The following is a 25,512-nucleotide window of genomic DNA, read 5'->3' on the forward strand; positions in this document are numbered from 1 at the left end:
CGATCCGGAAATGGCCCCGAAAACTGGGTGAAATCGGCCAGATGGACACTTAACCAGTCGGTCACAGATCGTTCGTGATCACGCAACACCCCTGCGCCACAGTGGTGTGCATGACTGACCGTAACCCCGCCTCCGCCCACCGTCCCCACCGTCACCACTGGCGCCGCGACGTCGTCGAACTCGCCGCAATGTTCTGCGCCGTCGCGGTCGCCGACGCCCTCGCCAATCTCGTCGTGCACGGCCCGAGGGGCCCGGTCCTGCTCGTGGCCTCGGCCGTCGTACTCCTGGTGACGGCGGCCTTCCACACCTGGTGGGCGCGGCGGCACAGCCATGCGCCCCCGCCGGGGAGCACAGCCCCCGGCGCTCCGGAGCCGCTCCCGTCGACGGGCTCCGGCGCGACCTCGACGGCGAGCGCGACAGCGAGCGCAACCGCGACCGCGACCGCGAGCAGCACCGCCCTCTGGCGGATGCGCACGACCGTACGGGACGAGCCGGGCTCCCTGGCCGCCCTCTGCACCGCCCTCGCCCGCAACAGCGTCGACATCCTGACCCTCCAGACGCACCCGCTCCCCGAGGGCGGCACGGTCGACGAGTTCCTGCTGCGCGCCCCGCAGGAACTGCCCTCCGCCGACCTCGCCCGGGCGATCTCCCGGGCCGGCGGCCACAGCACCTGGATCGAGCGCGCCGACGCCCACGACCTGGTCGACACCCCCACGCGGGTCCTCGGCCTCGCCACCCGCACCGCCCTGGACGCCGCCGAGCTGCCCCTCGCCCTGCGCCAGCTGCTCGGCCGCTGCACGATCCACTCGATCCCGGCGACCACCCTCTCCGGCCGCCCCAACGCCGGCGCGGACGCCCCGGTCGAGGGGGTCCTGGAGGCCACGGTCATGCGGCTGCGCGACCCCTCCGGCGGTGCGATCACCGTGGAGCGGCCCTACCTTCCCTTCACCCCGACCGAGTTCGCCCGGGCCCGCGCCCTCGTCGAGCTCGACGCCCGCCTCGGCCCCCGCGTCCCGCGCAGCCAGGACGTACTGACCCTCCCCGAGGGCAACGAGATCACCGTGCGCCGCGCCGACGGCTCCGACCGGGCGGCGGCCCGCGCCATGCACGACCGCTGCTCCGAGCGCACGCTGTCGCTGCGCTACCACGGCCCCGTGCACGACGCCGACCGCTACCTCGGCCACCTGCTGAGCCCCCGCTTCGGCCGCACCCTCGCCGCGACCACCGCCTCCGGGAAGCTCGTCGCCCTCGGCCACCTGCTGTGGGACGGCGACGAGACCGAGGTCGCGCTGCTCATCGAGGACGACTGGCAGCGCCGCGGCATCGGTTCCGAGCTGCTGCGCCGACTCCTCGCCATGGCCGTCGAGGCCGGGTGCGACAGCGTGTACGCCGTCACCCAGGCCTCCAACACCGGCATGGTCGCCGCCATGCGCGGCCTCGGCCTCCCCCTCGACTACCAGATCGAGGAGGGCACCCTGGTGATCACGGCCCGGCTCGACGCCACCCCGGTCAGCTCCCGGCTGCCCTACGAACTCCCCCGCGAACTCCCGCAGGAGCTCCCGCACGAGCAGCCGGCTCCGCGGCGCCGCCCTTGACGATCCGTCCGGACCGGGACCCCGACAGGGTCCCGGCTCCGGCGCGATCCGGCGGAATCCGGCCAAGCTGCGAGCGCCCCGTCCCCGGCGACCTTCGCCCCGGGTGCGTGAAGTCGCTTGTCCAGCACGGTGGTTGAAGATTCTTCGCACGCATGGCCGACCCCGCTCCGGCCCACGTCAGCAGTCCGACGGCAATGGGTGATGACGGGAACCCGTCCCGCATACGAAGATGTCCGCATGTCAGAGACCCTCCACAACGGCAGTGCACACCGGCTGCCCCGCCAGGTGGCCGACGCGTACGTCGACGACCTCATCGCCCTCGACCCGATCACGGGCACCTACCTCGGTGTCGCCGCGAGTTCGAGCAAGCTCCCGGACTTCTCCCCGGCGGGCCGTGCCGCCGTGGCCGAGCTCATCCGGGAGACCCTCACGCGCCTCGACGCGGCCGAGCAGGCGCCCGGCGCCGACAGCGACGCCGAACGCCGCTGCGCCCGGCTGCTGCGCGAGCGCCTCACCGCCGAGCTCGCCGTGCTGGAGGCCGACGAGGACCTGTGCGCGGTCAGCAACATCCACAGCCCCGCGCACTCCGTCCGTGAGATCTTCTCCCTGACCCCCGCCGACACCGACGAGGACTGGGCGGCGATCGCCGAGCGCCTGCGCGCCGTACCGGCCGCCTTCGACGGCTACCGCGAGAGCCTCGGGCTCGGCCTGGAGCGCGGCCTGTACGGTGGCCCCCGCGCCACCACCACCATGATCGGCCAGCTCACGACCTGGGTCGGCCAGGACGGCTCCGAGGCTCCCTTCTTCGAGGGCTTCGTCGCCGCCGGTCCGGACTCCCTGCGCGCCGAACTGGACGCCGCGGCCGCCGGAGCGACCGCTGCCGTCGTCGAACTGCGCGACTGGATGAGCTCGGTGTACGCCCCGGCCGTCGAGGGCAAGCCCGACACCGTGGGCCGCGAGCGCTACGCCCGCTGGGCCCGCTTCTTCAACGGCACCGACCTGGACCTGGAAGAGGCGTACGCCTACGGCTGGTCGGAGTACCACCGGCTGCTCGCCGAGATGAAGTCCGAGGCAGCCAAGATCCTCCCGGGCGCCGGCCCCTGGGAGGCGCTGAAGCACCTGGACCGGCACGGCACCCACATCGAGGGCGTGGACGAGGTCCAGGCCTGGCTGCAGGGCCTGATGGACGAGGCCATCGAGAACCTCGACGGCACGCACTTCGAACTCGCCGAACGCGTCCGCAAGGTGGAGTCCCGCATCGCCCCGCCGGGCGGTCCCGCGGCCCCGTACTACACGTCCCCCTCCGAGGACTTCTCCCGCCCGGGCCGCACCTGGCTGCCCACCATGGGCCTGACCCGCTTCCCCGTGTACGACCTGGTGTCCACCTGGTACCACGAGGGCGTGCCGGGCCACCACCTGCAGCTCGCGCAGTGGACCCACGTGGCGGACCAGCTCTCCCGCTACCAGGCCACCGTCGGCATGGTCAGCGCGAACGCCGAGGGCTGGGCGCTGTACGCGGAACGTCTGATGGACGAGCTGGGCTACCTCAAGGACGCCGAGCAGCGCCTGGGTTACCTGGACTGCCAGATGATGCGTGCGGCGCGGGTCATCGTGGACATCGGCATGCACGTGGGCCTGGAGATCCCGGCGGACTCGCCGTTCCACCCGGGCGAGAAGTGGACGGTCGACCTGGCGCAGGAGTTCTTCGGCCTGCACAGCGGCCGGCCGGCGGACTTCGTCGAGAGCGAGCTGACCCGCTACCTGTCGATGCCGGGACAGGCGATCGGCTACAAGCTGGGTGAGCGCGCCTGGCTCCTGGGCCGGGACAACGCGCGTGCCGCGCACGGCGATTCCTTCGACCTGAAGGCCTGGCACATGGCGGCGCTGTCGCAGGGTTCGCTGGGGCTGGACGATCTGGTGGACGAGCTCTCGAAGCTCTGACGGCTGACCGGCGGCCCGGCGGCCCGGCTGCCCGGCCGCCCGGCGGTGAAGGACGGACGGGCCGCTCATTCCCGGGGGGATGAGCGGCCCGTCCTCGTGAGCCCGTACGGGCCCGCGGCGCCGTACAGGCGCACAGCCCGTACGGCGCGCACCTCAGCAGCCGCAGTCGTCCGAGTCGGTCGGCGCGGTCAGCGGGTCGGCCTCGGCGCGCTGCTGGCTGCCCTGCCAGGTCTCGACCTCGAAGCCCTCGCGGATCCAGTACTCGATGCCGCCGAGCATCTCCTTGACCTGGAAGCCGAGTTCGGCGAGGGCGAGGGCGGAGCGGGTGCCTCCGTTGCAGCCGGGGCCCCAGCAGTACGTCACCACGGGGACGTTCTTGTCCAGGAGCCGCTCGGCCTGCTCGGGGATGAGGGCGGTGGGCAGGTGGACGGCGCCGGGCACGTGGGCCTGGTCCCAGGACGGGGTGGAGCGGGAATCGACGAGCTGGAAGCCGAGCTCCGCGCCCTGCTCGCGGTGGGCCTTGAAGGCGGCGGCGACATCCGACACGTCCGCGTGGAAGGCCAGGCTCGCGGCGAAGTACGCGGCGGCCGCGGCCGGGGAGGCCGGGGGCACCCGGAGCACGGGGTTGGTGGTGGCGGGGGCGGCGGGGCCCGGCTGATTCGCGTGCGTCTGCGTCGTCGTCATGGCAAGAAATCTACGATCTGTTGATCACTGTCGGAAGTGGGTTTCCCCGGCCTTTTCCTTGTCCGACCGGGGAATCCCCTGCTAGACCTGCACCATGACCGACTATTCCCCTGACGCAACCGACTGGCGGATCCTCGAAGCCCTCCAGCGGGACGGCCGCGCCAGTTTCACCGAGCTCGCACGCTCGGTGTCCATGTCCGCGAGCGCCGTCACCGAGCGGGTCCGCCGACTGGAGGAGACCGGCATCATCACCGGCTACACGGCGGTCGTGGACCCGGAACGGCTCGGCAAGTCGATCCTCGCCCTGGTGCGCCTGCGCTACCCGCACGGCAACTACAAGCCCTTCCACGACTTCCTGGAGGCAACCCCGGAGATCCTGGAGGCCCACCACGTCACGGGTGACGACTGCTTCGTCCTCAAGGTCGCGACCCGCTCGATGTCGCACCTGGAGGAGGTCACGGGCCGGATCGCGGGGCTCGGTTCGGTGACGACGAGCATCGTCTACTCCTCTCCGCTGCCCCGCAGGCCGCTCAGTCCGTGAGCGCCGCCGTCCGGTGGCGCACCACGGAGCCGCCGCGCTGCTTGACGATCTCCAGCTGGGCCTGGACCCGGGTCCGCAGGTCGGCGACGTGGCTGACGATGCCGACGCTCCGGTCCCGCTCGCGCAGCGAGTCCAGTACGTCGAGCACCTCGTCCAGCGCCTGGTCGTCGAGGCTGCCGAAGCCCTCGTCGATGAAGAGGGTGTCCAGGCGCATCCCGCCCGCCTCGTCCGTGACCACGTCCGCGAGGCCGAGGGCCAGGGCGAGCGAGGCGAAGAAGGTCTCGCCGCCCGACAGGGTGGCGGTGTCCCGCTCGCTGCCGGTCCACGCGTCGACCACGTGCAGTCCGAGGCCGGAGCGCCCCCGTCCGCTCGCCCGCGCGTCGGAGTGGACCAGGGTGTAGCGGCCGCCGGACATGCGCAGCAGCCGTACCGTCGCGGCGGCGGCCACCTGCTCCAGGCGGGCGGCCAGTACGTAGGCCTCCAGGCGCATCTTGCGTTCGTTGTCGGCGGAGGTGCCGGCGGTGAGTCCGGCCAGCCGGGCGACCCGGTCGTAGGCCTCCCGCAGCGGGCCGAGCGCGCGCAGTTCCTGTTCGGCCTGCCGGGAGAGCCGGTCGAGCTCCGTACAGCGCACCCGGGCCGCGTCGGCCGCCGACCCCGCCGTACGAAGCTTCGCCGCGGCGGTGGCGGCGTACGCGTCGGCTGCATCCGGTGCGGCCGGAGGCAGGGCTGCCGCCTCGGCGGCGCCGGTCTCGCCGCGGCGGTCCGCCAGCAGGGCCTCCTCCGTCTGCCAGGCGTCCAGCCGGTGTTGGAGCGCGGTGCGTTCGTACTCGGGGAGTACCGCGTCGGCGGCGGCCTCGATGGTGTCGAAGCCGGCCTTGAACGCGGCGTCGGCGAGCTGGTCGTCGGCCTCCTTCAGCCGGGCCGCGGTGGTCTCGGCCCGGCGCAGCGAGGTGGCCGCGCCGGAGACCATCCGGACCCGGTCCTCCAGGGTGCGGGCGCGGGCCGCGACGGTGGGGGCGCCGTCCCGTACGAGGGCGAGCTCGGTCTCCAGCCCGGCCTGTTCGCGGTCCAGGGCCTCGCGCCGGGAGGCCCTGGCGGCGGCCCGGGTCTCGGCGCCCTGCCGGTCGGCGCTGCGCGCGGCGTGCTCCCGCTCGGCCCGGGCGAGCTGCTCCCGGGCGGCGTGCAGGCCGGCGGCCGCGGCGTGGGCGGCGGCATGACGGTCGCTCAGGTCGGCGGTCAGGTCCAGGAGTTCGGCGGTGGCGGCCTCCCCGGCGGCGGCCGCGGCCTCGGCGCGGGCCTCCCGAGCGGCGGCGAGCCGGCGCTCCACTGCGGCCCGGGCCTGCTCGGCCCGTTCGAAGTGGGCGTGGGCCGCGTCCTCGGCGGCGCGGTCCACGTGGCCGGGGGCCGGACGGGCCGGAGCGGGGTGTTCCGCGGACCCGCACACGGTGCAGGCCTCCCCGGCCACCAGTGCCTCGGCGAGCTCGGCGGCGATCCCGCGCAGGCGGGCCTCCTTGAGCTCCAGCCAGCGCTCCCGGGCGGCGGCCGACTCCTCGCGCAGGGTGAGCAGTTCGCCCGCGGCACGCGCCGCGTCGGCGTCGAGCTCGTCCCGTCGGCGGGCGGCGTTCAGCTGCATGCGGGCGGGCTCCAGCCGGCCCGCGAGCTGCTCGGCCAGGGTCGCGGCCTGCTGGGCGGCGTCCACGCGCTCCTGCAGCGCCGTCCGGGTCGCTTCCCAGCGCTCCAGCCACTCGGCGGACTCCTGGTGCTGCTCCTCGGCGGCCCTGGACTCCCGTTCCAGGTCGGCGCGTTCCCGGCCGATCTCGGCGCTGCGCTGCTCGGACCGCTGCGCCGCGCCCAGCGCGCCGAGGGCCTCGCGCAGCCGCTGCTCGACGTCCGCCAGCTGCTCGGCTCCCGCCTCCTTCAGCGTGGGCGGTAGCTGCGCCCGGGCCGAGGTCTCGGCGTGCGCGGCGGCGAGGTGCGCGGCGGAGGCGGCGCCGCGCAGTTCCAGGGCGGGGGCCACCAGGGCGCCGCGCCGGGCCCGGTCAAGCAGGCCGCGCACCCGGTCCCGTTCGGGCTCGGCCTCGGCGAGCAGGGCGGCCCGGCGGAGGGTCTCGGCGTGCCGGCGCTGGAGCCGGTCGAGCTCCCTCGCGTCCTCGGCGGCCCGCCGGGCGGCGGCGTGCCGGCTCTCGACGGCGGCCAGGGCGTACTCGGCGACGTCGAGGCGCTCGCGGGCCGCGCACCGGGCGACGGCCGCCCAGGCCCGGACGGCCTCGGCGAGCCCGGGGTCGCCCGGCTGGTGTCCGGGCATCGGCCAGGCCCGCAGGTCGGCGCTGTCGCCGGCGGCCTGGGCGAGCCGCTGAGCGGTGTGGAGGACGTTTTCGTCGCCGGCCCGGACCTTGGCCTCGGCGGCCCGGCGGCGCTCGCCGAGCAGGGCCTCGACGGCGGCGAACCGGCGGGTGTCGAAGAGCCGGCCGAGCAGCCGGCCGCGGGCCGCCTCGTCGGCGCGCAGGAAGCGGGCGAACTCCCCCTGCGGCAGCAGCACGACCTGGCAGAACTGCTCGCGGCTCATGCCGAGCAGCTGCTCGATCTCCTCGCCGATCTCCTGGTGGGAGCGGCTGAGCGGCTCCCAGCCCGTGCCGGTCTGCTCGCGCAGCCGGCTCTGGGCCTTGTCCTTGGTGGTGCCCGTGCCGCGCTTCTTCGGGCGCTCCTGCTCGGGCCGCCGGGTGATCTCCAGACGGCGGCCGCCCGCGGTGAGTTCGAGGGTGACCTCGGTCGGGGTGTGGGCGGCTGCGTGGTCGCTGCGCAGGCTGGTGCCGGGGGCCTGGCGGGGGCCGGGCACGGAACCGTAGAGCGCGTAGCAGACGGCGTCGAGCACGGAGGTCTTCCCGGCGCCGGTGGGTCCGTGCAGCAGGAAGATGCCGGCGCCGGACAGGGCGTCGAAGTCGATCTCCTGGGGCTCGGCGAACGGTCCGAAGGCGGTCACGGCCAGCCGGTGCAGCCTCATCGGTGGGTCTCCCGGTGGCTGTCGTCGGCCCGTACGTCGTCGAAGGCGCCCTGGAGGACGGCCCGTTCGGCCTCGTCCGCGTGACCGCCGCCGCGCACGTGGGCGACGAAGTCCTCGGCGATCTCCTGGTCGCTGCGGCCCTTGAGCCGCTGGGCATAGGAGGCGCCGGTCTCCTCCCGGCGGCCTTCGGGGTCGAAGGCGAGGGTGAGGGTGTGCGGGAAGCGGGCCGCGAGGCGGGCCATGGGGTCGTCGGGGCGGACCGGGTCGGTGAGGGTGGCCTCGACCCAGGCGTCCTCGTGGACCTGGTGCGCCGGATCCTGGAGCAGGTCCTCCAGCCGTCCGCGGAGCCGGGCGAGGGTGCGCGGGACGGGGGTGTCGATCCTCTCGGCGCCGGCGATCTCGCCCTGCGCGCCGAGTTCGACCAGCCACATGGTCTTGCGGTGGTCGGCCTCGGAGAAGGAGTAGGCGAGCGGGGAACCGGAGTAGCGGACCCGTTCGCCGATCGTCTGGCTGCCGTGGAGGTGGCCCAGGGCGGCGTAGTCCACGCCGTCGAAGACGGAGGCGGGCACGGCCTCGACCCCTCCGACGGTGATGTCGCGCTCGCTGTCGCTGGCCTGTCCGCCGGTGACGAAGGCGTGCGCGAGGACGATCGAACGGGTGCCGGGCGCGCGGGTGGCCAGGTCGGCCCGGATCCGGTCCATGGCGGCACCGAGGACCGCCTCGTGGCTGACCTTCTCCGCGCCGAACTGGTCCTTGACCAGGGCGGGCTCCAGGTACGGCAGGCCGTACAGCGCCACGTCACCGTGTACGTCGGCCAGGACGACGGGGTCGGCGCAGCTGGCCGGGTCGGTCCGCAGGTGGATCCCGGCCCGGCCGATCAGCCCGGCGCCGACGCCGAGGCGGCGCGCGGAGTCGTGGTTGCCGGAGATCATCACGGTGGGCACGCCGAGGTCGGCGAGGCGGTGCAGGGCCCGGTCGTACAGTTCCACGGCGGGCAGCGGGGGCACGGCCCGGTCGTAGATGTCGCCGGCGACGAGGACGGCGTCGACCTCGCGCTCGCGCACGGTCTCGACGAGGTGGTCGATGAAGACCGCCTGGGCGCCGAGCAGGTTGACCCGGTGGAAGGCCCGGCCGAGGTGCCAGTCGGAGGTGTGCAGGAACTTCACTCGCCGGCCCCGTCGCGCATGCCGTCTCCCCCTGGTCGTCTCCCGCTCGCTGAACCCCTCTACGCTAACCCGTCCCCGGGGGCGCTCAGGGCGCGTACGTCTCTCCGCCGAGGGTGAGACCGGCGCTGCCTGCGGTGGTGTCGGCGAGCCATGCCTCGAAGGCGGGCAGGTCCGCCTCCGGGAGGGCCACTTCGATCTCCACCTCGGCCCCGTAGCGCAGGTCCACCACGGTCCGGCCGGTGGAGCGCAGATCGTTCTGGGTCTTGCCGGCCCGCTGGTGGTCGATGGTGACGGTGGCCAGCCGGTAGCGGCGCCGGGTGACGGTGCCGAGCTCGTCGAGGGCCTCGCCGACGACCCCGCCGTAGGCCCTGATCAGGCCGCCCGCGCCGAGCTTCACACCGCCGTAGTAGCGGGTGACGACGGCGACCGCGTAGCGGATGTCGCGGCGCATGAGCATCTGCAGCATGGGCACCCCGGCGGTGCCGCCGGGCTCGCCGTCGTCGCTGGCCTTCTGGACGGACGCGTCGGCACCGACGACGTAGGCGAAGCAGTTGTGCGAGGCGGTGGGGTGCTCCTTGCGGATGCGCGCGACGAAGTCCTGGGCCTCCTGCTCGGTCGCGGCGGGCGCGAGCGAGCACAGGAAGCGCGAGCGGTTGATCTCGGACTCGTGCATGCCCTCACGGGCCACCGTCACGTACTGGTCTGCCTTCACCTCACCACCCTAAGCGGTGCAGAACGGGCCCCCGCCCGTCCGGAGCGGGGCCGGGGCCCCACCCCCTAAGTTGGCGGGCATGGAGCTGCGGGGGTGGAACTACCGGTACGTGGGACCGGCGGAGCTGAGGGCGCTCGTCCGGCCGGGGGGTGAGGGCCGGAGCATCCGCTCGGCCGCGGAGTTCGAGGACTGGGCCTCGGGCCCGGCGGCGGCCGAGCTGTCCGAGCCCGTCACGTTCGTCGTGGACCGCGCCGGTGTGCTGCGGCTCGCGCCGCGGCGCAGCGAGCACGTGGTCTGCGCCGGCGGTGGCGCGGTGCTGAGCGCCGGGGAGATCGCCTTCGGGCGGGAGTCCGGGCGGTGGGTGGTCCGTGCGGTGAGCAACCAGTCGACCGGCTACTGCCCGGACGCCGGCTCGTGGCCGGCCGTCGCGCAGGCGCTGGACGCGGCGGGGATCGGACACCCGTCCGGCTTCACCCACGAGGTGGTCTTCCGCCGCTGCCCGGCCTGCGCGCAGCTGAACATCGTCCGGGACGAGTACTTCGTCTGCGTCTTCTGCGACGCGTCCCTGCCGCCGGCCTGGAACGTGGACCCGTCAGCGGGGTAGGCGGCCCAGCACGGCCCGGAGCCTCCCGCGCCCCGACGCCACGCCCGCTTCCCGCAGGCCCGCGGCATCACCGCTCGGCGGCAGGACAGCGTGTGGTCGGCGTCCGCCGAGGCGTTGGCCGGCAGTGCGTGAGAAGCCATATGTCCCCGCGACGTCGATGATGCCCTCTTCGCACGGCCGCAGTTCGGGGAAGCCGTCCGGCGCGCGTACCCGCTCGGCGGCGTCGGGCAGCCGATGAACAGGGGCGCCGGGGAATCGCGCCCGGGAGTTTTCGGTTGATGCGGCTGAGCGCCGGTCCGACGCGGTGGAGAAAGCTGCGGACAGGGTCGGCGGGGACAAGCCCATCAGGAGGCGGCACACGTGTACGGCGATCCGGCAACCATCCGCAAGATCCTCACCGAGCTCGGCGACACCTGGGCCGTGGTGGGGCTCTCGAACAACCAGGACCGCGCGGCCTACGGGGTGGCCCGGGTGCTCCAGCGGTTCGGCAAGCGCGTGATCCCCGTGCACCCCAAGGCCGAGACCGTGCACGGGGAGCCCGGGTACGCCTCGCTTGCGGACATCCCGTTCAAGGTGGACGTGGTGGACGTCTTCGTGAACAGCGAACTGGCCGGGCCGGTGGCCGACCAGGCCGTCGCCGTCGGCGCCGAGGCCGTCTGGTTCCAGCTCGGCGTGATCGACGAGGCCGCGTACGCCCGAACCCGCGAGACGGGCCTGTCGATGGTCATGGACCGCTGCCCCGCGATCGAGATCCCGGCGCTCTAGCTCGGAAGAGGAGAGCCCTGGGCCTGGCCCGCGGACGCGGCCGGGCCACCGCCGTGGGCGTGCGCGGGCAGCGGCGCCGAGACCGGCGGGACCGACACCGCGAGGGTCATCTCCATCGGTACGGAGCCGTCGTTGCGGTAGGAGTGGGTGAGGTTCGCCTCGAAGGCGGCCGCGGCCCCGGCCGGGACGCGGAACTCCTCCTCGCCGACCACCAGCGTCAGCTCCCCGGCCGTGACGTGCAGCATCTCGATGGTGCCGGACGGGTGCGCGACGGAGTCCGTCCCCTCGCCCGGCACCAGGTGCCACGTCCACAGCTCCATCGGCCCGCGCTCGTCGGTGCCGATCAGCATCGTCGTCGAGCTGCCCGCCTCGCTGGACCAGATCCGCACCACCTGGTCCGGCTGGACGATGCGGACCTGCGGGCCGCGGTCGTGGTCGAGGAGCGCGGAGATGCTGACGCCCAGCGCGTCGGCCAGCCTGACCGTGGTGCCCACGCTGGGGTTCGTACGGGCCTGCTCGATCTGGATGATCATCCCGCGGCTCACTCCCGCGCGGGCCGCCAGGGAGTCCAGGGTGAAGCCGCGCTCGCCGCGCCACCGCTTGAGGTTCCGGGCGAGCGCCTGGGTGAGCTGTTCGAGGTCCGACACCGTTCCGTCCAATATCCTGGATGACACAGTCCAACAGAGTGCACTAACGTGTTCTGTATTCGATGCTGCACTCCAGCGTTCACCGCACTGTACTGCGAGGCCCGCATGACCGCCTTCTTCGCCCTGGCCACAGCCGTGCTGTGGGGGCTCGCCGACTTCGGCGGCGGGCTGCTGACCCGCCGGATCCCGGCGCTCACGGTGGTCGTCGTCTCGCAGGTCGTCGCCGTGGTCGTGCTCGGCGCGGTGGTCCTCGGCACCGGCGCCTGGCGGGAGGCCGGTCCGCAGCTGTGGTTCGCGGTCGGCGCGGGCCTCGTCGGGCCGGTCGCCATGCTGAGCTTCTACAAGGCGCTGGCGCTCGGCCCGATGGGCGTGGTCTCGCCGCTGGGCTCCCTCGGCGTGGTCGTGCCCGTCACCGCGGGGCTGATATTGGGCGAGCGGCCCGGCCTCGGCCAGTTCGCGGGGATCGCGGTGGCCGTCGTCGGCATCGTCCTCGCGGGCGGCCCGGAGCTGCGCGGCGCGCCCGTCCAGCGGCAGGCCGTCGTCCTCACCCTGGTCGCGGCCTTCGGCTTCGGCGCGGTGATGGCCCTGATCGCGGAGGCGTCCGGCACCGTCACCGGGCTGTTCCTCGCCCTGTTCGTGCAGCGGGTCACCAATGTCGCCGTGGGTGGCGCCGCCCTGTGGACGCAGACCCGGCGCGGCATACCCGCCCTCCCGGCCGGCGCCGGCCCGAAGCTCCTGTGGGGACTGCTGCCCGCCCTGGCCTTCGTCGGCCTCGCGGACGTCGCGGCGAACGGCACGTACTCCATAGCCGCCCAGAACGGCCCGGTCACCATGGCCGCCGTCCTGTCCTCGCTCTACCCGGTGATCACCGCGCTCGCCGCCTTCGCCGTACTCAAGGAACGGCTGCGCACGGTCCAGGCCGCGGGCGCCGGCCTGGCCCTCGCCGGAACGGTCCTCCTCGCCGCGGGCTGAGCGACTCCCGCGTCTAGGCCTGCTCGGCCTCCGCGAGCTCGGCCAGACCGCGCAGCTGCTCCGGGGTCATCCCGTCCGGGATCGGCACCGGCGTGGGCGTGCGCAGGGGCGGCTGCCAGCCCGTCTCCGGCTCCCAGCGCCGTACGATGCGCGCCGGCGCCCCGGCCACCACGGCGTGGTCCGGGACCTCTCCCCGTACGACGGCGCCCGCGGCCACCACCACGTTGCGGCCGAGGCGCGCGCCCGGCAGGATCACCGCGCCGGTGCCGAGCCAGCACCCGGGGCCGATCTCCACGGGTGCGCTGCGCGGCCACTGCCGGCCGATGGGCTCGTGCGGGTCGTCGTAGCTGTGGTTGGTGGACGTGATGTAGACCCCGGGTCCGCAGAAGGTGTTCGAGCCGATGGTGATCCGGGCGTCGGCGATGACATGGCTGTTCCGGCCTATGACCACTCCGTCGCCGAGCACCAGCATCGGCTCGGAGCCCAGGTCGAGGTCCGGCATCATCCCGGCGGTGAGGGTGACCTGCTCGCCGATGATGCAGTGCCCGCCGAGCCGGATCCACCGCTCGCCGAAGACGGTCCCCTGGGGGAAGGCGAGCCGGGTGCCGTCCCCGATCGCGCCGAACCTGAGCCGCCCCGGGGTCTGCGCGGTGACCGCACCGGCCTGCTGCATCCAGCGCCAGCCGGTGTGGACCACACGGCTCGCCAGACGGCGGCGCGCGGCCGTCAGAGATGAGAACGTGTTCTGTTTCTTCGGCACCCGGCCACGGTAGTGCGCCGGGCCCCGCTCGCCCCGGCCACACTCCTGTGATCTTCACCCCATCGCCGGTGCGGCGGCACACGTGGCCTACGGTGCCGTTAGCGCGGCAACCGGACGACAGACGGCAGAGGAAGAGAACATGACGTACCAGGCGGCCCAGGCACTCGTGGCGGGTGTCGGCGGCAAGAACCCGGACATCGACCCGACGGCGTTCACGGCTCCGACCTCGGTCGTGGTCGGCGACGTCACCCTCGCAGCGGGCGCGAGCGTCTGGTACTCGGCGGTGCTGCGCGCCGACTGCGGCCCGATCACGCTCGGCGCCGACAGCAATCTGCAGGACAACTGCACGGTCCACGTGGACCCCGGCTTCCCGGTCTCGATCGGGGAGCGCGTTTCCATCGGCCACAACGCGGTCGTGCACGGCTGCACCGTCGAGGACGACTGCCTGATCGGCATGGGTGCGACCGTGCTGAACGGCGCCGTGATCGGTGCCGGTTCGCTGGTGGCCGCGCAGGCCCTGGTCCCGCAGGGCATGGTCGTGCCGCCAGGCTCACTGGTGGCGGGCGTGCCCGCCAAGGTGCGCCGTGAGCTGACCGACGAGGAGCGCGAGGGCATCAAGGTCAACGCCCTGATGTACGTGGAGCTGGCCAAGCAGCACCGCGCCTCGGTGACCCCCGGCTCTTAGGGGGTGTCTTGCGGGCGCCGGGAACCCCGGCGCCCGCCCCTGCGCCCGCCCCGGTTCCGCCGGCCGGCCGCCCGGTCCTCGTCCGGCCGGTGCGGCTGCGGTCGTCCCGCTGCCGTCATTCGCCGACTGCGGCCCGGGTCGCCTGCTGCGAGGGGATCTCGGCTTCGGCGGCGCCGGCGGCCGCGGCCGCCTTCTTCATCCGGCTGCGCATCACGAGCGTGACCGCGAGCCCGAACAGCACGGCGAGCGCCAGGGCCAGCCAGGAGAACCGCTTCAGCCACGGCTCGGCGACGATTCCGACCGAGTAGATGACGGCCGTGGTGCCGCCGGCCCAGAGGATGCCACCGAGGACGTTGGCGACCAGGAAGCGCCAGTAGGGCATGCGCAGCACGCCCGCCAGCGGACCGGCGAAGATCCGCAGCAGGGCCACGAACCGTCCGAAGAAGACGGCCCACATGCCCCACTTCTCGAAGGAGCGTTCCGCCAGCGCCACCTGCTGGGGTCCGAAGTGCTTGGGGAAGCGCCGGCCCAGCCGCTCCAGCAGCGGCTTGCCGCCCCGGCGGCCGATCGCGTAGCCGATCGAGTCGCCCACGATCGCCCCGGCGATCGCGCAGAGCCCCAGGACCACGGGGTCGATCTCCCCGTGCTGCGAGGCCAGCAGCGCCGAGCTGACCAGGATGATCTCTCCCGGCAGCGGGATGCCGAGGCTCTCCAGCCCGATGACCAGACCCACCAGGAGATAGATGCTGACCGCCGGAATCGTCTCCAGCCATTCCTGGATGTGCACCGGTACGTCCTCCCGTGTCGTCCCCGGCGCGCCCCCTGTGACACACCGAACGGGCAGCCTATCGGCTCGTCACGACCGCCTTGGACCTCAGTGGCAGTTCGCGCGACGAACGGCCCACGAACACCTGCCGTCGGCCGGAACCCAGCACCCAGGCGTGCCGCTCCGGGTCCCATGACGACAGCGCCCGCTCGCCGATGTCGATCCTGACGCGCTCCGCCTCGCCCGGCGCAAGGACCAGTCGCCGGTAGCCGGCCAGCGCCCGCACCGGCTGGTCCAGCTCCAGATCCGCGGACGGCCCGACGTACACCTGGGCCACCTCGGTGCCCTTGCGGCGACCGGTGTTGCGGACGGTGAACTCCACGCACAGCCCGGCCCGCTCCGGCCGGACGGTGAGCTTCTCGTACTGCCAGGTGGTGTACGAGAGCCCGTGCCCGAAGGGGAACAGCGGGGTCACCCGCTCGGCGTCGTACCAGCGGTGGCCGACGTGGATGCCCTCGGAGTACTCCTGCCGGCCGCCCACGCCCGGGTAGCGCAGCGGGTCGCCGCCGACCGGGGTGGCCTGCTCGTCGGCCGGGAAGGTCTGGGTGAGGCGGCCGCCGGGGTCCGCGTCCCCGAAGAGGAGGTCGGCGGTGGCTCCCGCGCCCTCCTGGCCCGGGTAGTACATCTGGAGGACCGCTCCGGTACGGGAGAGCCACGGCATCGTCGTACTGGAGGAGGTGTTGAGCACGACGGTCGTACGGGGGTTCGCGGCGGCCACCGCCTCGATCAGCTGCTCCTGCCCGCCCGGGAGTGCCAGGGAGGTGCGGTCCCGGCCCTCGGTGGCGTCCTCGTAGGCGAACAGCACCACGCTGCGGGCCGACTTCGCGGTTCTCACGGCCTCGGCGAGGTCCGCGGCGCGGATCGCCCCGTTGGTGTGCCGGAGCCGGAAGCGCTGGCCCTTGTCCCCGCCCTCGGCGGTGACGGCGAGCCGGTGGGTGCCGGCCTCGAGGGCGAGGGTGGTGCGGCGCACGCTCATGCCGTCGGGTGCGGAGCCGAGCAGTCCGCCGGCGAAGTACTCGGCCACGCCCTGCCGGACGGGGAACAGCTCCTCGCCGTCCAGGCGTACGACGGGCCGCTTCCCGGTGTAGTGGACGAGCAGGGTCCACTCGTCGTCGGCCGCGAGGCGGAACTCCCCCTCGTGGCTCCATACGCGCCCGGGGTCCACGGCCCGCCCGTCCAGGTCGACGGACGGGGTCAGCAGCTTCGCCGGGAGCGGCCGCCCGTACAGGTCCTCACCGAGGGCGTAGTGGACCGTCGAACCGTTCCCGGCCCGTCGCCGGATGGCGGTGAGCGGTGCGGCCGCCCCGTCGGGGACCACGTGCGCGCTGCCGCCACCGCTGACGAAGGGCACCTGGCCGGTCGGTCCGATCACCGCGATCGAGCGGGCGGCGGCGCCGGTCAGGGGCAGGGTGCCGTGTTCGTTGCGCAGCAGCACCGCTCCTGCGGTGGCCACCTTGCGGGCGGTCCGCGCCCCGGCCGCGGCGTCGCGCGGGGGCCGTGCGGCGGGCGGGGCCGCGAGCAGTCCGAAGCGGTCCATGGTGGTCAGGATCCGGTGGACGGCCAGGTCGACGGCGCCTTCCGGTACGGAGCCGCCGCGCACGGCCTCGCGCAGAGGTCCGCCGAAGTGGGTGCCGCCGGGCATCTCCATGTCGAGGCCGGCGCCGATGGCGGCGACGGTGCTGTGGGTGGCGTCCCAGTCGGACATCACCCAGCCGTCGAACCCCCAGCTGCCGCGCAGCAGTTCGTCGAGCAGCGCCTTGCTCTCGCAGGCGTGGACGCCGTTGACCTTGTTGTAGGCGCCCATGACGGCGCCCACGCCGGCCGCCACGGCGGCCTCGAAGCCCCGCAGCTCGGTCTCGTGGAGGGTCTGCTCGGCGGCGATCACGTCGACGGTGTCGCGGCCGTGCTCCTGGTTGTTGAGGGCGAAGTGCTTGACGGTGGCGATGAGGCCCTCGTCCTGGATGCCCCGGATCATCTCGGCCACCAGGTCGGCGGTCAGGCGCGGGTCCTCGGCGAAGGTCTCGAAGTTCCGGCCCGCGTAGGGGGTGCGGATGAGGTTGACCATGGGTGACAGCAGGACGTCCTGGCCGAGCGCCCGGCCCTCGCGGCCGATCACGCGGCCGTACTCTCGGGCGAGCCCCGGGTCGAAGGCGGAGGCGAGCAGGACCGGCGCGGGCAGCGCGGTGGCGGGTCGGGTGACCCGCACCCCGGCGGGCCCGTCGGCGAGGCGCAGCGCCGGGATGCCCAGGCGCGGTACGCCGGGCACGTAGCCCGCCTGGCCGAGGCCGGTGGGATCGGGGGCTCCGTGCAGCAGGGCGGTCTTCTCGTCGAGGGTGAGCCGCTCCAGCAGGGCTTCGATGCGCGCGGCGCCCTTGGCCTCGGCGGCGGCCGGCGCGACGGGCGGCGCCTTCCGGGCCCCCGCGCCCGGCGGCACCCCGGGCGCGCAGGCGCCCGCTCCGAGAGCCGTGCCCGCCGTGCCCGCCGCCGCGAGCAGTCGCATCGCGGAACGTCTGGACACGGCCTCGCTCATGGGCGCTCCCTGCGGCGTGCGTCGGCGGCGGGAGCGGCCCGCGCCGGACCGCTCCCGCGCCCACTGTGCGTCGCTCGCCCGCCGGGCCCGCCGAGACGCGCCACCGCGGCGCCGAGGTTCAGCCCTCCGGCAGCGGCGGCGCGCCGCCGCCCCGCCCGATGGGCGAGGCACCCCCCTACGGGGTGCCGGCCCGTGGCCGCAGCGGTCGGCGGGCGCCGTTCGTCACGCGTTGGGGCGCAGGGTCCAGACGACCGTCATCTCGCCGGTCACGGCCTCGTCCTCGCGCTGGATGGCGATGGTGACCGGGAACTCGGGGCGGCCGCCGGCGTCGAGTTCGGCGATGACCTCCGCGGCCGGGCGGCCGAGGGTGGCGGTGGCGGTCACGACGCCCTTGGCGAGCTTCTTGTAGCCGATCTCGGCCTTCACGGCGAGCGGGACGGCGCGCGAGAGCTGGTCGCCGAAGGCGGCCAGGACGATCGCGCCGCTCGCGGACTCGGCGAGGGTGAACATCGCGCCGGCGTGCGGGCCGCCGACGTGGTTGTGGTAGTCGGGCTGGTCCGGAAGCCGCACGACCGCGCGCTCGGGCGTGGTCTCCAGGAACTGGAGGTTCAGGGTCCGGGCCATCGGTACGGTCGCGGCGAGCAGTTCGCCCACGTTCATCTGATCTGCGCTCATGGAACTCGATGTTACCCGCGAGTAGTCCTCGTTGACCAGGGCTCCCAAGGGGGCGGCCGTGGCTCCCCGCGGCCACGGCCACTATCGTTACCGGCCATGTGGCCAGGACAGCAGCAGCCGCCCGGGGGCGAACAGAACCCTCAGGACGCGCAACAGAACCCGTACCAGCAGCAGCCGGGGCAGCCGGGGCAGCCGAACCCGTACCAGCAGCAGCCCGGTTACGGCTACCCGCAGCAGCCGGGGTACCAGCCGCCCCAGGGCGCTCCCGGCCAGCAGTGGGGACAGCCCCAGCTGCCTCAGCAGCCCCAGCCCGCCACCGGCGGCGGGAGCCCGTACTCGACCAAGACCGTGGCGATCGTCGCCGTGGCCGCCGTCGTCGTGGTGGCCGCCGCGACCGGCGCGTTCGTCCTGACCCGGGACGACAAGAAGACCGAGGCCGACGACAAGCCGGCGGCCAGCCCCTCGGCGCCGGCCTCCGAGGCACCCGCCCCGGCCGGCAGCAGCCCGAACCCGCGGGCCGGCGGCAGCGCCCAGCCCGTCATCCCGGGCTGGAAGGTCGTCGTCAACACGAAGTACGGCGTCAGCTACGACGTGCCCCCCGAGTGGAACGTCAACGAATCCGGCGCGATCCTCTCCATCTCCGACGAGGTCAAGAAGGACGGCTCGCCGCTCATCACGATGACCGGCACCGCCACCCTCAAGGAGGAGTGGTGCACGGTCGACAAGGACGCGGACGGCAGGGTCGAGAAGTTCTCGGTCGCGGACACCGGCATCAAGGGCGCCCAGGGCGCCAAGGACACCGCGCAGGTGGCGACCGACAACACCGGCGCCTGGGTCTGGGCGGCATTCGCCCAGAAGGAGCCCAAGGGAACGGTCAAGGTGGGCGCCGCCAAGGAGTACACGACCTCCTCCGGGATCAAGGGCCACATGGTGACGGCGACCGCTCCGAACCTGAAGAAGGAGCACAAGTGCTCCACCGACGGCAAGGCCGTCGGCTTCGGCTTCAAGAACGCCGTCGGTGACTTCGCCAGCTTCGTGCTCGTCAGCGCGGCCGGCGTGAAGGACGAGGTGCCGACCGAGGTCTCCGACAAGGTCATCAGTTCCATCCGGCTCACCACCCCGTGATCCCCTCGTCCCGTGTCCCGGGCCGGCAATCCGTTTGGATTCTCGGCCCGGGGCGGGGATAGTCCGGGGGTGAGTTCTCCCCGCACCGCACCATCCCGTACACCCGCGAAGGGCCGCCGACCCGACTGGGCCGGCCGCAACTACAGCCTGCTCACGGGTGCGGCGGTCATCACGAACCTGGGGAGCCAGGGAGCTCACATCGCGGCCGCCTTCGCGGTCCTGGAGGCCGGCGGGTCCGTCGGCGACGTGGGCCTGATCGCGGCGGCCCGCACGCTGCCGCTCGTCCTCTTCCTGCTCATCGGCGGCGCCATCGCCGACCGGCTGCCCCGCCACCGCGTGATGGTCGCGGCCAACGCCCTGAACTGCCTCTCGCAGGCAGCCTTCGCCGCCCTCGTCCTCGCCGGCGAACCCCAGCTGTGGCAGATGATGCTGCTGACCGCCCTGTGCGGCACCGGTACGGCCTTCTTCAACCCCGCGGCCGAGGGCATGCTGCTCTCCACCGTCTCCGGCGAACACTCCAACCGGGCCTTCGCGCTCTTCCGCATGGCGATCAACGGCGCCGGCATCGGCGGCGCGGCCCTCGGCGGAGCGATGATCGCGGCGGTCGGCCCGGGCTGGGTCCTGGCCGCCGACGCGGCGGCCTTCGCCGTCGCCGGCGCCCTGCGGGCCTTCCTCGACGTCAGCCACGTGCCCGACCGGGCGCCCGGCGGCGGTCTGCTGTCCGATCTGCGCGAGGGCTGGGTGGAGGTCCGGACCCGGCCCTGGCTGTGGAGCATCGTGCTCCAGTTCTCCGTCGTGGTGGCCGTGGTCGGCGCCGCCGACGCGGTCTACGGACCACTGGTCGCCCGGGACCAGCTGGGCGGGCCCGCGCCCTGGGGCGTGGCCCTGGCCTTCTTCGGCATCGGCACCATCGCCGGGGCCGTCCTGATGATGGCCTGGAAACCGCGCCGCCTGCTGCTCGTCGGCACCCTGTGCGTGTTTCCGCTGGCGCTGCCCTCGGCGGGACTTGCCGTGCCGCTGCCCGTATGGGGGCTGTGCGTGGTGATGTTCGTCAGCGGTGCCGCGATCGAGGTCTTCGGAGTGAACTGGATGACCGCGATGCACCAGGAGATCCCGGAGGAGAAGTTCTCCCGGGTCACCGCGTACGACTGGTTCGGCTCGGTGTCGATGCTTCCGGTGGCCACCGCCCTGGCCGGGCCCGCCGAAGCGGCCTTCGGGCGCACCCAGGCCCTGTGGGGCTGCGCGGTCCTGGTCGTCGTGCCCACCGCCCTCGTCCTGCTGGTCCCGGACGTCCGCCGCATGACCCGCGGGGCGCACGGCAAAACCGTCGCCGGGGCGGTCGCGGCCGCCGCGGCGACGGCCGAGCAGACCCCCGCCGACGCCGTCCGCCACTGACGCGCCGTCCACCGCTGACGCGCCATCGGCCACCGACGCAGCGTCGGCCCCGGCCGCTCACCCCAGGCTGAACGCGCCCTCCGGCGGCGCCGGGGAAGGGGCCGCGTCCGCGTCGGCCACCGGCGCCGCGCCCTTCCTGAACCGGGCCAGCCCGTCCCCGTACTCCACCCTGGCGGGAAACGCGTCGGCCGCGCACTTGCGGGCCAGCGCCCCCACCTCCAGCGGGGCGTCGGAGGCCAGCAGCACGGCGTTCCCGAACCGCCTCCCCCGCAGCACCGCCGGCTCGGCGATCAGCGCCAGCTCCGCGAACGCCACCGCGAAGTTCGCCACTTGCGCCCGCAGGAAGTCGAAGGGCGCCCCGTCGGCCAGGTTCGCCGCGTACAGCCCGCCGGGCCGCAGCACCCGCGCGGCCGCCCGGGCGTACTCCACGGACGTCAGCTGCGCCGGCACCCGGGAGCCGCCGAACACATCGGCCACCACCACGTCCGCACTCGCCGCGGGCGCGGCCTCCAGCCAGGCGCGGGCGTCGGCGGTGTGCACGGTGACCCCGGAGCCCGCCGCGAGCGGCAGGTGCTCGGCCACCAGGCCGACCAGGCCCGCGTCGAACTCGACGACCGTCTGCCGGGAGCCGGCCCGGGTGGCCGCGGCGTAGCGCGGCAGGGTGAGCGCCCCGCCGCCGAGGTGCAGGAGGTCCAGCGCGAGCCCCGGCTCGGCGGCGCAGTCCAGGACGTGCGCGAGGCGGCGTACGTACTCGAATTCCAGGTGCTGCGGATCGTCCAGGTCCACGTACGACTGCGGGGCCCCGTCGACGGTCAGCAGCCAGGCCCGGTCCCGGTCCACGTCCGGCATCAGTTTGGCGGTGCCCTGGCCCACGTCCCGGACGACCGGGATCTGTTCGTCGCTCACCGCTCCATTGTCCGGCAGCGGCCGGGCGGGATTCGAACAGGCCCTCAGGCGGCCCCGCCCGACCAGAGCGCCGCCGCCTGCGCCGCGTGCTCCTCGGCCTGTGCCAGGCCCGCCCGCGCCGCCGGGGCCCGCCGCGCCGGATCCAGCACGTTGCGCCCGATGGCCTTGCGGGCGGCCGGCGACGGGGTGATCAGCAGGACCCGCGCCCCCGCCTCCCGCAGCCGGTCGGCCTGCACCGACGGCGAGGGCACCAGTGCGGAACCGAGCGAGATCGGGGCGAGGATCACCACACGGCCGTAACCGGCGGCCAGGTCGGCATTGGTGGCGGAGCGGATCCCGCCGTCGATGAAGCGGCGGCCCGCGACCGTCACCGGCGGCCACACCCCCGGTACCGCGCAGCTCGCCGCGACCGCGTCGAGCAGCCCGCTGCCGCTCCCCCGCTCGAACGCCTCGAGTTCACCGGTGAGCGCGTCCACCGCGGTGACCACCAGCCGCCGCTCGGGCCACTCGTGGGAGACCAGCCGGGCGGCCAGGACCTTGCGGCGGTCCGCCTCCGATCCGGTGTCCGCGGCCAGGGCCATGGCTCCCACCCGCCTGCGGTAGGCGGCGGCGTCGCTGCGCGAGCGCGCCATCGCCATCGCGTACCGGGCGATGACGGCCGCCCCCAGCTTCGCCACGGGTTCGGCCGAGGCGTCGCCGAGCTGGCGCTCGTACAGCTCCTGCACGCTGAGCAGTCCGGAGGTGAGCTGGGCGCCGACCACCGAGCCGGCGGATGTGCCGACGACCAGGTCCGCGGTGCTGAGGTCCACCCCGGCGCGGGCGAGCCCGTGGAGCATTCCGCACTCCCAGCCGATGCCGGTCAGTCCGCCGCCGCCGAGCACCAGTGCCGTGTCGCCGCCCATCTCCGCCCGCCCCTTCGCGCATGCCTGTGGTGACGGCAGTCTGGCGCAGCCGGGCCACCGCCACCACAGAGGGGTCCGGATCAGGCCCGGGTCACCCCAGCACGGCCGTCACCGTCCCCGCGCCGACGGTGCGCCCGCCCTCGCGGATCGCGAAGCCGAGCCCCGACTCCAGCGGGACGTCCCGGCCGAGCTCGACGGTCATCGTGACCGTCTCCCCGGGCCGGGCCACGGCGGCCTCGCCCAGGTCCACGTCCCCCACCACGTCGGCGGTGCGGATGTAGAACTGCGGCCGGTAGCCGCTGGCGACCGGTGTCGTACGGCCGCCCTCGCGGCCGGAGAGCACGTACACCTGGGCGGTGAAACGGCGCTGCGGCGTCACGCTGCCGGGCGCGGCCACCACGTGCCCGCGGCGCACCCCGTCGCGCGGCACCCCGCGCAGCAGCAGCGCGACGTTGTCCCCGGCCTCGGCGGACTCCATCGGCTTCCCGAAGGTCTCCAGCCCGGTGACGACCGTTTCGACCGGCTCGCCGTCGCCGCCGAGGACCGCCACGCGGTCCCCGAGGCGTACGGTGCCGCGCTCGACGGCGCCGGTCACGACGGTGCCGCGGCCGGTGATGGTCAGCACGTTCTCCACCGGCAGCAGGAACGGCGCGTCCGTGTAGCGCACCGGGGTCGGTACGTACGTGTCCACCGCGTCCAGCAGCGCCTGGATCGCCTCCGTCCACCGCGGGTCGCCCTCCAGCGCCCCGAGTCCGGAGACCCGTACGACCGGCGCGCCGTCACCGCCGTACCCGTGCGCGGTGAGCAGCTCGCGGACCTCCAGCTCGACCAGGTCGGTCAGCTCGGGGTCCCCGGCGTCGGCCTTGTTGAGCGCCACGACGATGTGGTCGACGCCGACCTGCCGGGCGAGGAGCACGTGCTCGGCGGTCTGTGGCATGACCCCGTCGAGCGCGGAGACGACGAGGATCGCGCCGTCGAGTTGGGCGGCGCCGGTGACCATGTTCTTGATGTAGTCCGCGTGACCGGGCATGTCCACGTGGGCGTAGTGCCGGGTCTCCGTCTCGTACTCGACGTGCGTGAGGTTGATGGTGATGCCGCGCCGGGACTCCTCGGGGGCCCGGTCGATGCGGTCGAAGGGCACGAAGGAGGCACCGCCGTGCTCGGCGAGGACCTTGGTGATGGCGGCGGTGAGGGTGGTCTTGCCGTGGTCGACGTGACCCATGGTGCCGATGTTGAGGTGCGGCTTGGTGCGCACGAAGGCCGTCTTGGCCATGATTCATTCCCGTGTCTGGAAGCCGGAACGGGACCCCGAGGGCGAGCCGACCCTCCCCCTGCGGGGTCCGCCGGACGATCCGGGAAGGGTCAGCTTCGTGCGCCGTCGAATGCGGCGAGGACGGGTGCGCCTGCCGGTGCGCCCGTGAGGACGGCAGCCTTCGGCGCGTCCGCGACTGCGGACCGCGCTGCGAGGAAGGCATACCGGTTCATGCCCCTGATCCTGCCGGACGGTCCGGGGCGCGTCGAACGAATTACGGCGTGGTCAGAGGTTCTTGAGCGCCTCACGCACGGACAGCGGGGCCAGGGAGCCGCGTTCGGCCTCGACGAACGCGCGGACCGCGTCCGGGTCCGTCTTCGCGTACTCGCGCAGGGCCCAGCCGATGGCCTTGCGCACGAAGAAGTCCGGGTGGCCGGCCCGGCGGCGGCAGTAGGCGAAGAGCCGTCCGGCGTCGGTGGCGGACTTGAAGCGGAGCTGGTGGAGCAGCGCGGTGCGGGCGAGCCAGAGGTTCTCGTCCTCGATCCACTCGTCCATCACGGCCGCGAGTCCGGGGTCGGCGGCCACCAGCGGTCCGACCGTGTGCGCGGCCAGCAGGTCCACGGTGTCCCACCAGGGGACGGTGACGATCAGGTGCCGGACCACGGGCAGGAAGCCGGAGGAGCAGCGGGCCGCGTGGCGGCGCAGGTAGTCCACCGCGAAGTACTGGTACTCGCGCTCGGGGAGCAGCCAGCAGCGCAGCGCGAGCGCCGCGCAGTCCGCCTCGGACGGTTTCGGGGTGTTCTTGGTCACGGTCTTCGACAGGTCCCGGCGCAGCGGGGTGGGGATGCCGAGGAAGGGTGCGACGTCCTTCATGTACGCGGCCATGTCCCGGGCCCGTACGGGATCGGCGGCCGCCGCGTACGCCCCGGTCAGCCGCTCCAGCAGGGTGTCCGCGAGGGCGCTGCGGGGAACTGGCGGGGGGCGCCGGTCGTTCGACAGCATGAGGCCCAGATTACGGCGCACCGCCGTACAGGTGGGCTAGTCTCCCGGGATGTCCCTCCTCCTCGCGCCGTGGACCCGGCTGTCGGTGCTCGTCGTGCTGCTCGTCGCGGCCGGCGTGTGCGTGCTGCTGTACGAGCCCCAGCGCATCCTCTCGGAGGGCTGGCCCCCGGGGCTCCCGGTGGGCACGGCGGTCCTGCTGTTCGCAGCCGCGTACGGCGTGTGCACGGCCGCCTTCGTGCCGCGCCCCTTGCTCAATCTGGCCGCGGGAGCCGTCTTCGGCACCCAGTTCGGCCTCGTCGCGGCGGTCGGCGGCACGGTGCTCGGTGGCGCGATCTCCTTCGGTCTGGGCCGGATCATGGGCCAGGAGGCTTTGCGGCCGTTCCTGCGCGGGCGCTGGCTCCAGGCGGCCGACGGTCAGCTCAGCCGGCACGGTTTCCGCTCGATGCTCGCGGTCCGGCTCTTCCCCGGGCTGCCCTTCGTGGTGGCCAACTACTGCGCCGCGGTGTCGCGGTGCGGCTGGGGACCCTTCCTCCTCGCCACGGCGATCGGGGTCGTCCCGAACACCGCCGCGTACGTGATCGCGGGCGACAGCGCCTCCTCTCCCGGATCGCCCGCCTTCCTCGTCTCGTTCGGCTTCATCGTCGTCTCCGTGGTGGGCGGCGCGGTCGTCGCATGGCGCAAACGACACCGGCTGGCACCCCCTCGAACCGAGGACCGGGTGCCCGAACTGATGCCCCAGCACCCCCCTGTGGTCAGCGCCGCTTCGCACGGGCCCTAGCATCGGACGCGAACTGCCCGACGATCACAAGGACGAGCGCACCCCGAC

The 25,512-nt window shown here is 73.9% G+C and carries 23 protein-coding genes; 10 read left to right on the forward strand and 13 right to left on the reverse strand.

The window, feature by feature from the left end; all coding sequences use genetic code 11:
- Window positions 1–110: 110 nt before the first annotated feature.
- The gene (locus JYK04_RS09595; protein ID WP_189746136.1) at window positions 111–1,595 is read left to right on the forward strand and encodes a GNAT family N-acetyltransferase; all 1,485 of its coding nucleotides are present in this window, start codon (window positions 111–113) and stop codon (window positions 1,593–1,595) included.
- A 237-nt stretch (window positions 1,596–1,832) separates the two neighbouring features.
- Window positions 1,833–3,536, forward strand: coding sequence for a DUF885 domain-containing protein (locus JYK04_RS09600; protein ID WP_189746138.1), 1,704 nt, complete (start codon window positions 1,833–1,835; stop codon window positions 3,534–3,536).
- A gap of 153 nt (window positions 3,537–3,689) precedes the next feature.
- On the opposite strand, the gene JYK04_RS09605 is transcribed toward JYK04_RS09600, so the two are convergent.
- Window positions 3,690–4,220: a rhodanese-like domain-containing protein gene (locus tag JYK04_RS09605; RefSeq protein ID WP_189746140.1), complete on the reverse strand. Its 531-nt coding sequence runs from the start codon at window positions 4,218–4,220 to the stop codon at window positions 3,690–3,692.
- 94 nt (window positions 4,221–4,314) lie between these two features.
- Between JYK04_RS09605 and JYK04_RS09610 the strand changes: the two genes are divergently transcribed.
- Window positions 4,315–4,761, forward strand: a complete 447-nt coding sequence (locus tag JYK04_RS09610; RefSeq protein WP_030008650.1) for an Lrp/AsnC family transcriptional regulator — start codon at window positions 4,315–4,317, stop codon at window positions 4,759–4,761.
- Here the strand turns inward: JYK04_RS09610 and JYK04_RS09615 are convergent.
- From JYK04_RS09615 to JYK04_RS09625, 3 genes are all read right to left on the reverse strand, one after another.
- The gene (locus tag JYK04_RS09615; protein WP_189746142.1) at window positions 4,751–7,762 is read right to left on the reverse strand and encodes an AAA family ATPase; all 3,012 of its coding nucleotides are present in this window, start codon (window positions 7,760–7,762) and stop codon (window positions 4,751–4,753) included. The genes JYK04_RS09610 and JYK04_RS09615 overlap by 11 nt on opposite strands.
- Window positions 7,759–8,928: an exonuclease SbcCD subunit D gene (locus JYK04_RS09620; RefSeq protein WP_189746144.1), complete on the reverse strand. Its 1,170-nt coding sequence runs from the start codon at window positions 8,926–8,928 to the stop codon at window positions 7,759–7,761. The genes JYK04_RS09615 and JYK04_RS09620 overlap by 4 nt, the downstream gene beginning before the upstream one ends.
- 85 nt (window positions 8,929–9,013) lie before the next feature.
- Window positions 9,014–9,640, reverse strand: coding sequence for a YigZ family protein (locus JYK04_RS09625; RefSeq protein WP_189746145.1), 627 nt, complete (start codon window positions 9,638–9,640; stop codon window positions 9,014–9,016).
- Window positions 9,641–9,719: 79 nt separating this feature from the next.
- Here JYK04_RS09625 and JYK04_RS09630 point away from each other — a divergent pair, with 79 nt between their 5' ends.
- Window positions 9,720–10,244 carry a hypothetical protein gene (locus tag JYK04_RS09630; protein ID WP_189746147.1) on the forward strand — a complete coding sequence of 175 codons (525 nt, stop codon included), beginning with the start codon at window positions 9,720–9,722 and terminating at the stop codon, window positions 10,242–10,244.
- 360 nt (window positions 10,245–10,604) lie between these two features.
- The gene (locus JYK04_RS09635; protein WP_189746148.1) at window positions 10,605–11,009 is read left to right on the forward strand and encodes a CoA-binding protein; all 405 of its coding nucleotides are present in this window, start codon (window positions 10,605–10,607) and stop codon (window positions 11,007–11,009) included.
- Here the strand turns inward: JYK04_RS09635 and JYK04_RS09640 are convergent.
- Window positions 11,006–11,656 (reverse strand): helix-turn-helix domain-containing protein, encoded by a 651-nt coding sequence (locus JYK04_RS09640; protein WP_189746150.1) that lies wholly within the window; start codon window positions 11,654–11,656, stop codon window positions 11,006–11,008. The genes JYK04_RS09635 and JYK04_RS09640 overlap by 4 nt on opposite strands.
- Before the next feature lie 105 nt (window positions 11,657–11,761).
- Between JYK04_RS09640 and JYK04_RS09645 the strand changes: the two genes are divergently transcribed.
- Window positions 11,762–12,628, forward strand: a complete 867-nt coding sequence (locus JYK04_RS09645; RefSeq protein WP_189746152.1) for a DMT family transporter — start codon at window positions 11,762–11,764, stop codon at window positions 12,626–12,628.
- Window positions 12,629–12,641: 13 nt separating this feature from the next.
- Here JYK04_RS09645 and JYK04_RS09650 read toward each other — a convergent pair whose 3' ends face one another.
- The gene (locus tag JYK04_RS09650; RefSeq protein ID WP_189746154.1) at window positions 12,642–13,388 is read right to left on the reverse strand and encodes an acyltransferase; all 747 of its coding nucleotides are present in this window, start codon (window positions 13,386–13,388) and stop codon (window positions 12,642–12,644) included.
- Between the two features lie 139 nt (window positions 13,389–13,527).
- Here JYK04_RS09650 and JYK04_RS09655 point away from each other — a divergent pair, with 139 nt between their 5' ends.
- Window positions 13,528–14,073 (forward strand): gamma carbonic anhydrase family protein, encoded by a 546-nt coding sequence (locus JYK04_RS09655; protein ID WP_189746156.1) that lies wholly within the window; start codon window positions 13,528–13,530, stop codon window positions 14,071–14,073.
- Between the two features lie 115 nt (window positions 14,074–14,188).
- Here JYK04_RS09655 and JYK04_RS09660 read toward each other — a convergent pair whose 3' ends face one another.
- The 3 genes from JYK04_RS09660 to JYK04_RS09670 form a co-directional block, all read right to left on the reverse strand.
- Window positions 14,189–14,860 (reverse strand): DedA family protein, encoded by a 672-nt coding sequence (locus tag JYK04_RS09660; RefSeq protein WP_189746158.1) that lies wholly within the window; start codon window positions 14,858–14,860, stop codon window positions 14,189–14,191.
- Window positions 14,861–14,918: 58 nt separating this feature from the next.
- The gene (locus tag JYK04_RS09665; RefSeq protein ID WP_189746160.1) at window positions 14,919–17,429 is read right to left on the reverse strand and encodes a glycoside hydrolase family 3 protein; all 2,511 of its coding nucleotides are present in this window, start codon (window positions 17,427–17,429) and stop codon (window positions 14,919–14,921) included.
- Between the two features lie 222 nt (window positions 17,430–17,651).
- Window positions 17,652–18,104 (reverse strand): DUF4442 domain-containing protein, encoded by a 453-nt coding sequence (locus tag JYK04_RS09670; RefSeq protein ID WP_181382609.1) that lies wholly within the window; start codon window positions 18,102–18,104, stop codon window positions 17,652–17,654.
- 96 nt (window positions 18,105–18,200) lie between these two features.
- Here JYK04_RS09670 and JYK04_RS09675 point away from each other — a divergent pair, with 96 nt between their 5' ends.
- Window positions 18,201–19,229, forward strand: coding sequence for a DUF8017 domain-containing protein (locus JYK04_RS09675; protein ID WP_189746161.1), 1,029 nt, complete (start codon window positions 18,201–18,203; stop codon window positions 19,227–19,229).
- 69 nt (window positions 19,230–19,298) lie between these two features.
- Window positions 19,299–20,624, forward strand: a complete 1,326-nt coding sequence (locus JYK04_RS09680) for an MFS transporter (RefSeq protein ID WP_189746163.1) — start codon at window positions 19,299–19,301, stop codon at window positions 20,622–20,624.
- A 57-nt stretch (window positions 20,625–20,681) separates the two neighbouring features.
- On the opposite strand, the gene JYK04_RS09685 is transcribed toward JYK04_RS09680, so the two are convergent.
- From JYK04_RS09685 to JYK04_RS09700, 4 genes are all read right to left on the reverse strand, one after another.
- Window positions 20,682–21,473 (reverse strand): spermidine synthase, encoded by a 792-nt coding sequence (locus tag JYK04_RS09685; protein ID WP_189746249.1) that lies wholly within the window; start codon window positions 21,471–21,473, stop codon window positions 20,682–20,684.
- Between the two features lie 101 nt (window positions 21,474–21,574).
- Window positions 21,575–22,432 (reverse strand): patatin-like phospholipase family protein, encoded by an 858-nt coding sequence (locus JYK04_RS09690; RefSeq protein WP_189746165.1) that lies wholly within the window; start codon window positions 22,430–22,432, stop codon window positions 21,575–21,577.
- Between the two features lie 91 nt (window positions 22,433–22,523).
- Entirely contained in the window at window positions 22,524–23,705 is a 1,182-nt protein-coding gene (tuf, locus tag JYK04_RS09695) for an elongation factor Tu (protein ID WP_189746167.1), read from the reverse strand.
- Between the two features lie 264 nt (window positions 23,706–23,969).
- On the reverse strand, window positions 23,970–24,686 hold the full coding sequence (locus JYK04_RS09700; protein WP_189746169.1) for a DNA alkylation repair protein: 717 nt from the start codon (window positions 24,684–24,686) through the stop codon (window positions 23,970–23,972).
- Window positions 24,687–24,735: 49 nt separating this feature from the next.
- Between JYK04_RS09700 and JYK04_RS09705 the strand changes: the two genes are divergently transcribed.
- Entirely contained in the window at window positions 24,736–25,464 is a 729-nt protein-coding gene (locus tag JYK04_RS09705; RefSeq protein WP_189746171.1) for a TVP38/TMEM64 family protein, read from the forward strand.
- The last annotated feature ends 48 nt before the right edge of the window (window positions 25,465–25,512 follow it).

Origin of the sequence: Streptomyces nojiriensis (assembly GCF_017639205.1) — a bacterium.
Lineage (GTDB): Bacteria > Actinomycetota > Actinomycetes > Streptomycetales > Streptomycetaceae > Streptomyces > Streptomyces nojiriensis.

What these genes read in the sequence shown, in the direction of transcription:
- JYK04_RS09700 (WP_189746169.1), bottom strand. Translation starts at nt 24,686, where the DNA reads ATGCTGTCGAACGACCGGCGCCCCCCGCCAGTTCCCCGCAGCGCCCTC.
- JYK04_RS09670 (WP_181382609.1), bottom strand. Translation starts at nt 18,104, where the DNA reads ATGAGCGCAGATCAGATGAACGTGGGCGAACTGCTCGCCGCGACCGTA.
- tuf (WP_189746167.1), bottom strand. Translation starts at nt 23,705, where the DNA reads ATGGCCAAGACGGCCTTCGTGCGCACCAAGCCGCACCTCAACATCGGC.
- JYK04_RS09600 (WP_189746138.1), top strand. Translation starts at nt 1,833, where the DNA reads ATGTCAGAGACCCTCCACAACGGCAGTGCACACCGGCTGCCCCGCCAG.
- JYK04_RS09655 (WP_189746156.1), top strand. Translation starts at nt 13,528, where the DNA reads ATGACGTACCAGGCGGCCCAGGCACTCGTGGCGGGTGTCGGCGGCAAG.
- JYK04_RS09595 (WP_189746136.1), top strand. Translation starts at nt 111, where the DNA reads ATGACTGACCGTAACCCCGCCTCCGCCCACCGTCCCCACCGTCACCAC.
- JYK04_RS09675 (WP_189746161.1), top strand. Translation starts at nt 18,201, where the DNA reads ATGTGGCCAGGACAGCAGCAGCCGCCCGGGGGCGAACAGAACCCTCAG.
- JYK04_RS09610 (WP_030008650.1), top strand. Translation starts at nt 4,315, where the DNA reads ATGACCGACTATTCCCCTGACGCAACCGACTGGCGGATCCTCGAAGCC.
- JYK04_RS09615 (WP_189746142.1), bottom strand. Translation starts at nt 7,762, where the DNA reads ATGAGGCTGCACCGGCTGGCCGTGACCGCCTTCGGACCGTTCGCCGAG.
- JYK04_RS09645 (WP_189746152.1), top strand. Translation starts at nt 11,762, where the DNA reads ATGACCGCCTTCTTCGCCCTGGCCACAGCCGTGCTGTGGGGGCTCGCC.
- JYK04_RS09665 (WP_189746160.1), bottom strand. Translation starts at nt 17,429, where the DNA reads ATGAGCGAGGCCGTGTCCAGACGTTCCGCGATGCGACTGCTCGCGGCG.
- JYK04_RS09690 (WP_189746165.1), bottom strand. Translation starts at nt 22,432, where the DNA reads ATGGGCGGCGACACGGCACTGGTGCTCGGCGGCGGCGGACTGACCGGC.
- JYK04_RS09605 (WP_189746140.1), bottom strand. Translation starts at nt 4,220, where the DNA reads ATGACGACGACGCAGACGCACGCGAATCAGCCGGGCCCCGCCGCCCCC.
- JYK04_RS09685 (WP_189746249.1), bottom strand. Translation starts at nt 21,473, where the DNA reads ATGCCGGACGTGGACCGGGACCGGGCCTGGCTGCTGACCGTCGACGGG.
- JYK04_RS09630 (WP_189746147.1), top strand. Translation starts at nt 9,720, where the DNA reads ATGGAGCTGCGGGGGTGGAACTACCGGTACGTGGGACCGGCGGAGCTG.
- JYK04_RS09705 (WP_189746171.1), top strand. Translation starts at nt 24,736, where the DNA reads ATGTCCCTCCTCCTCGCGCCGTGGACCCGGCTGTCGGTGCTCGTCGTG.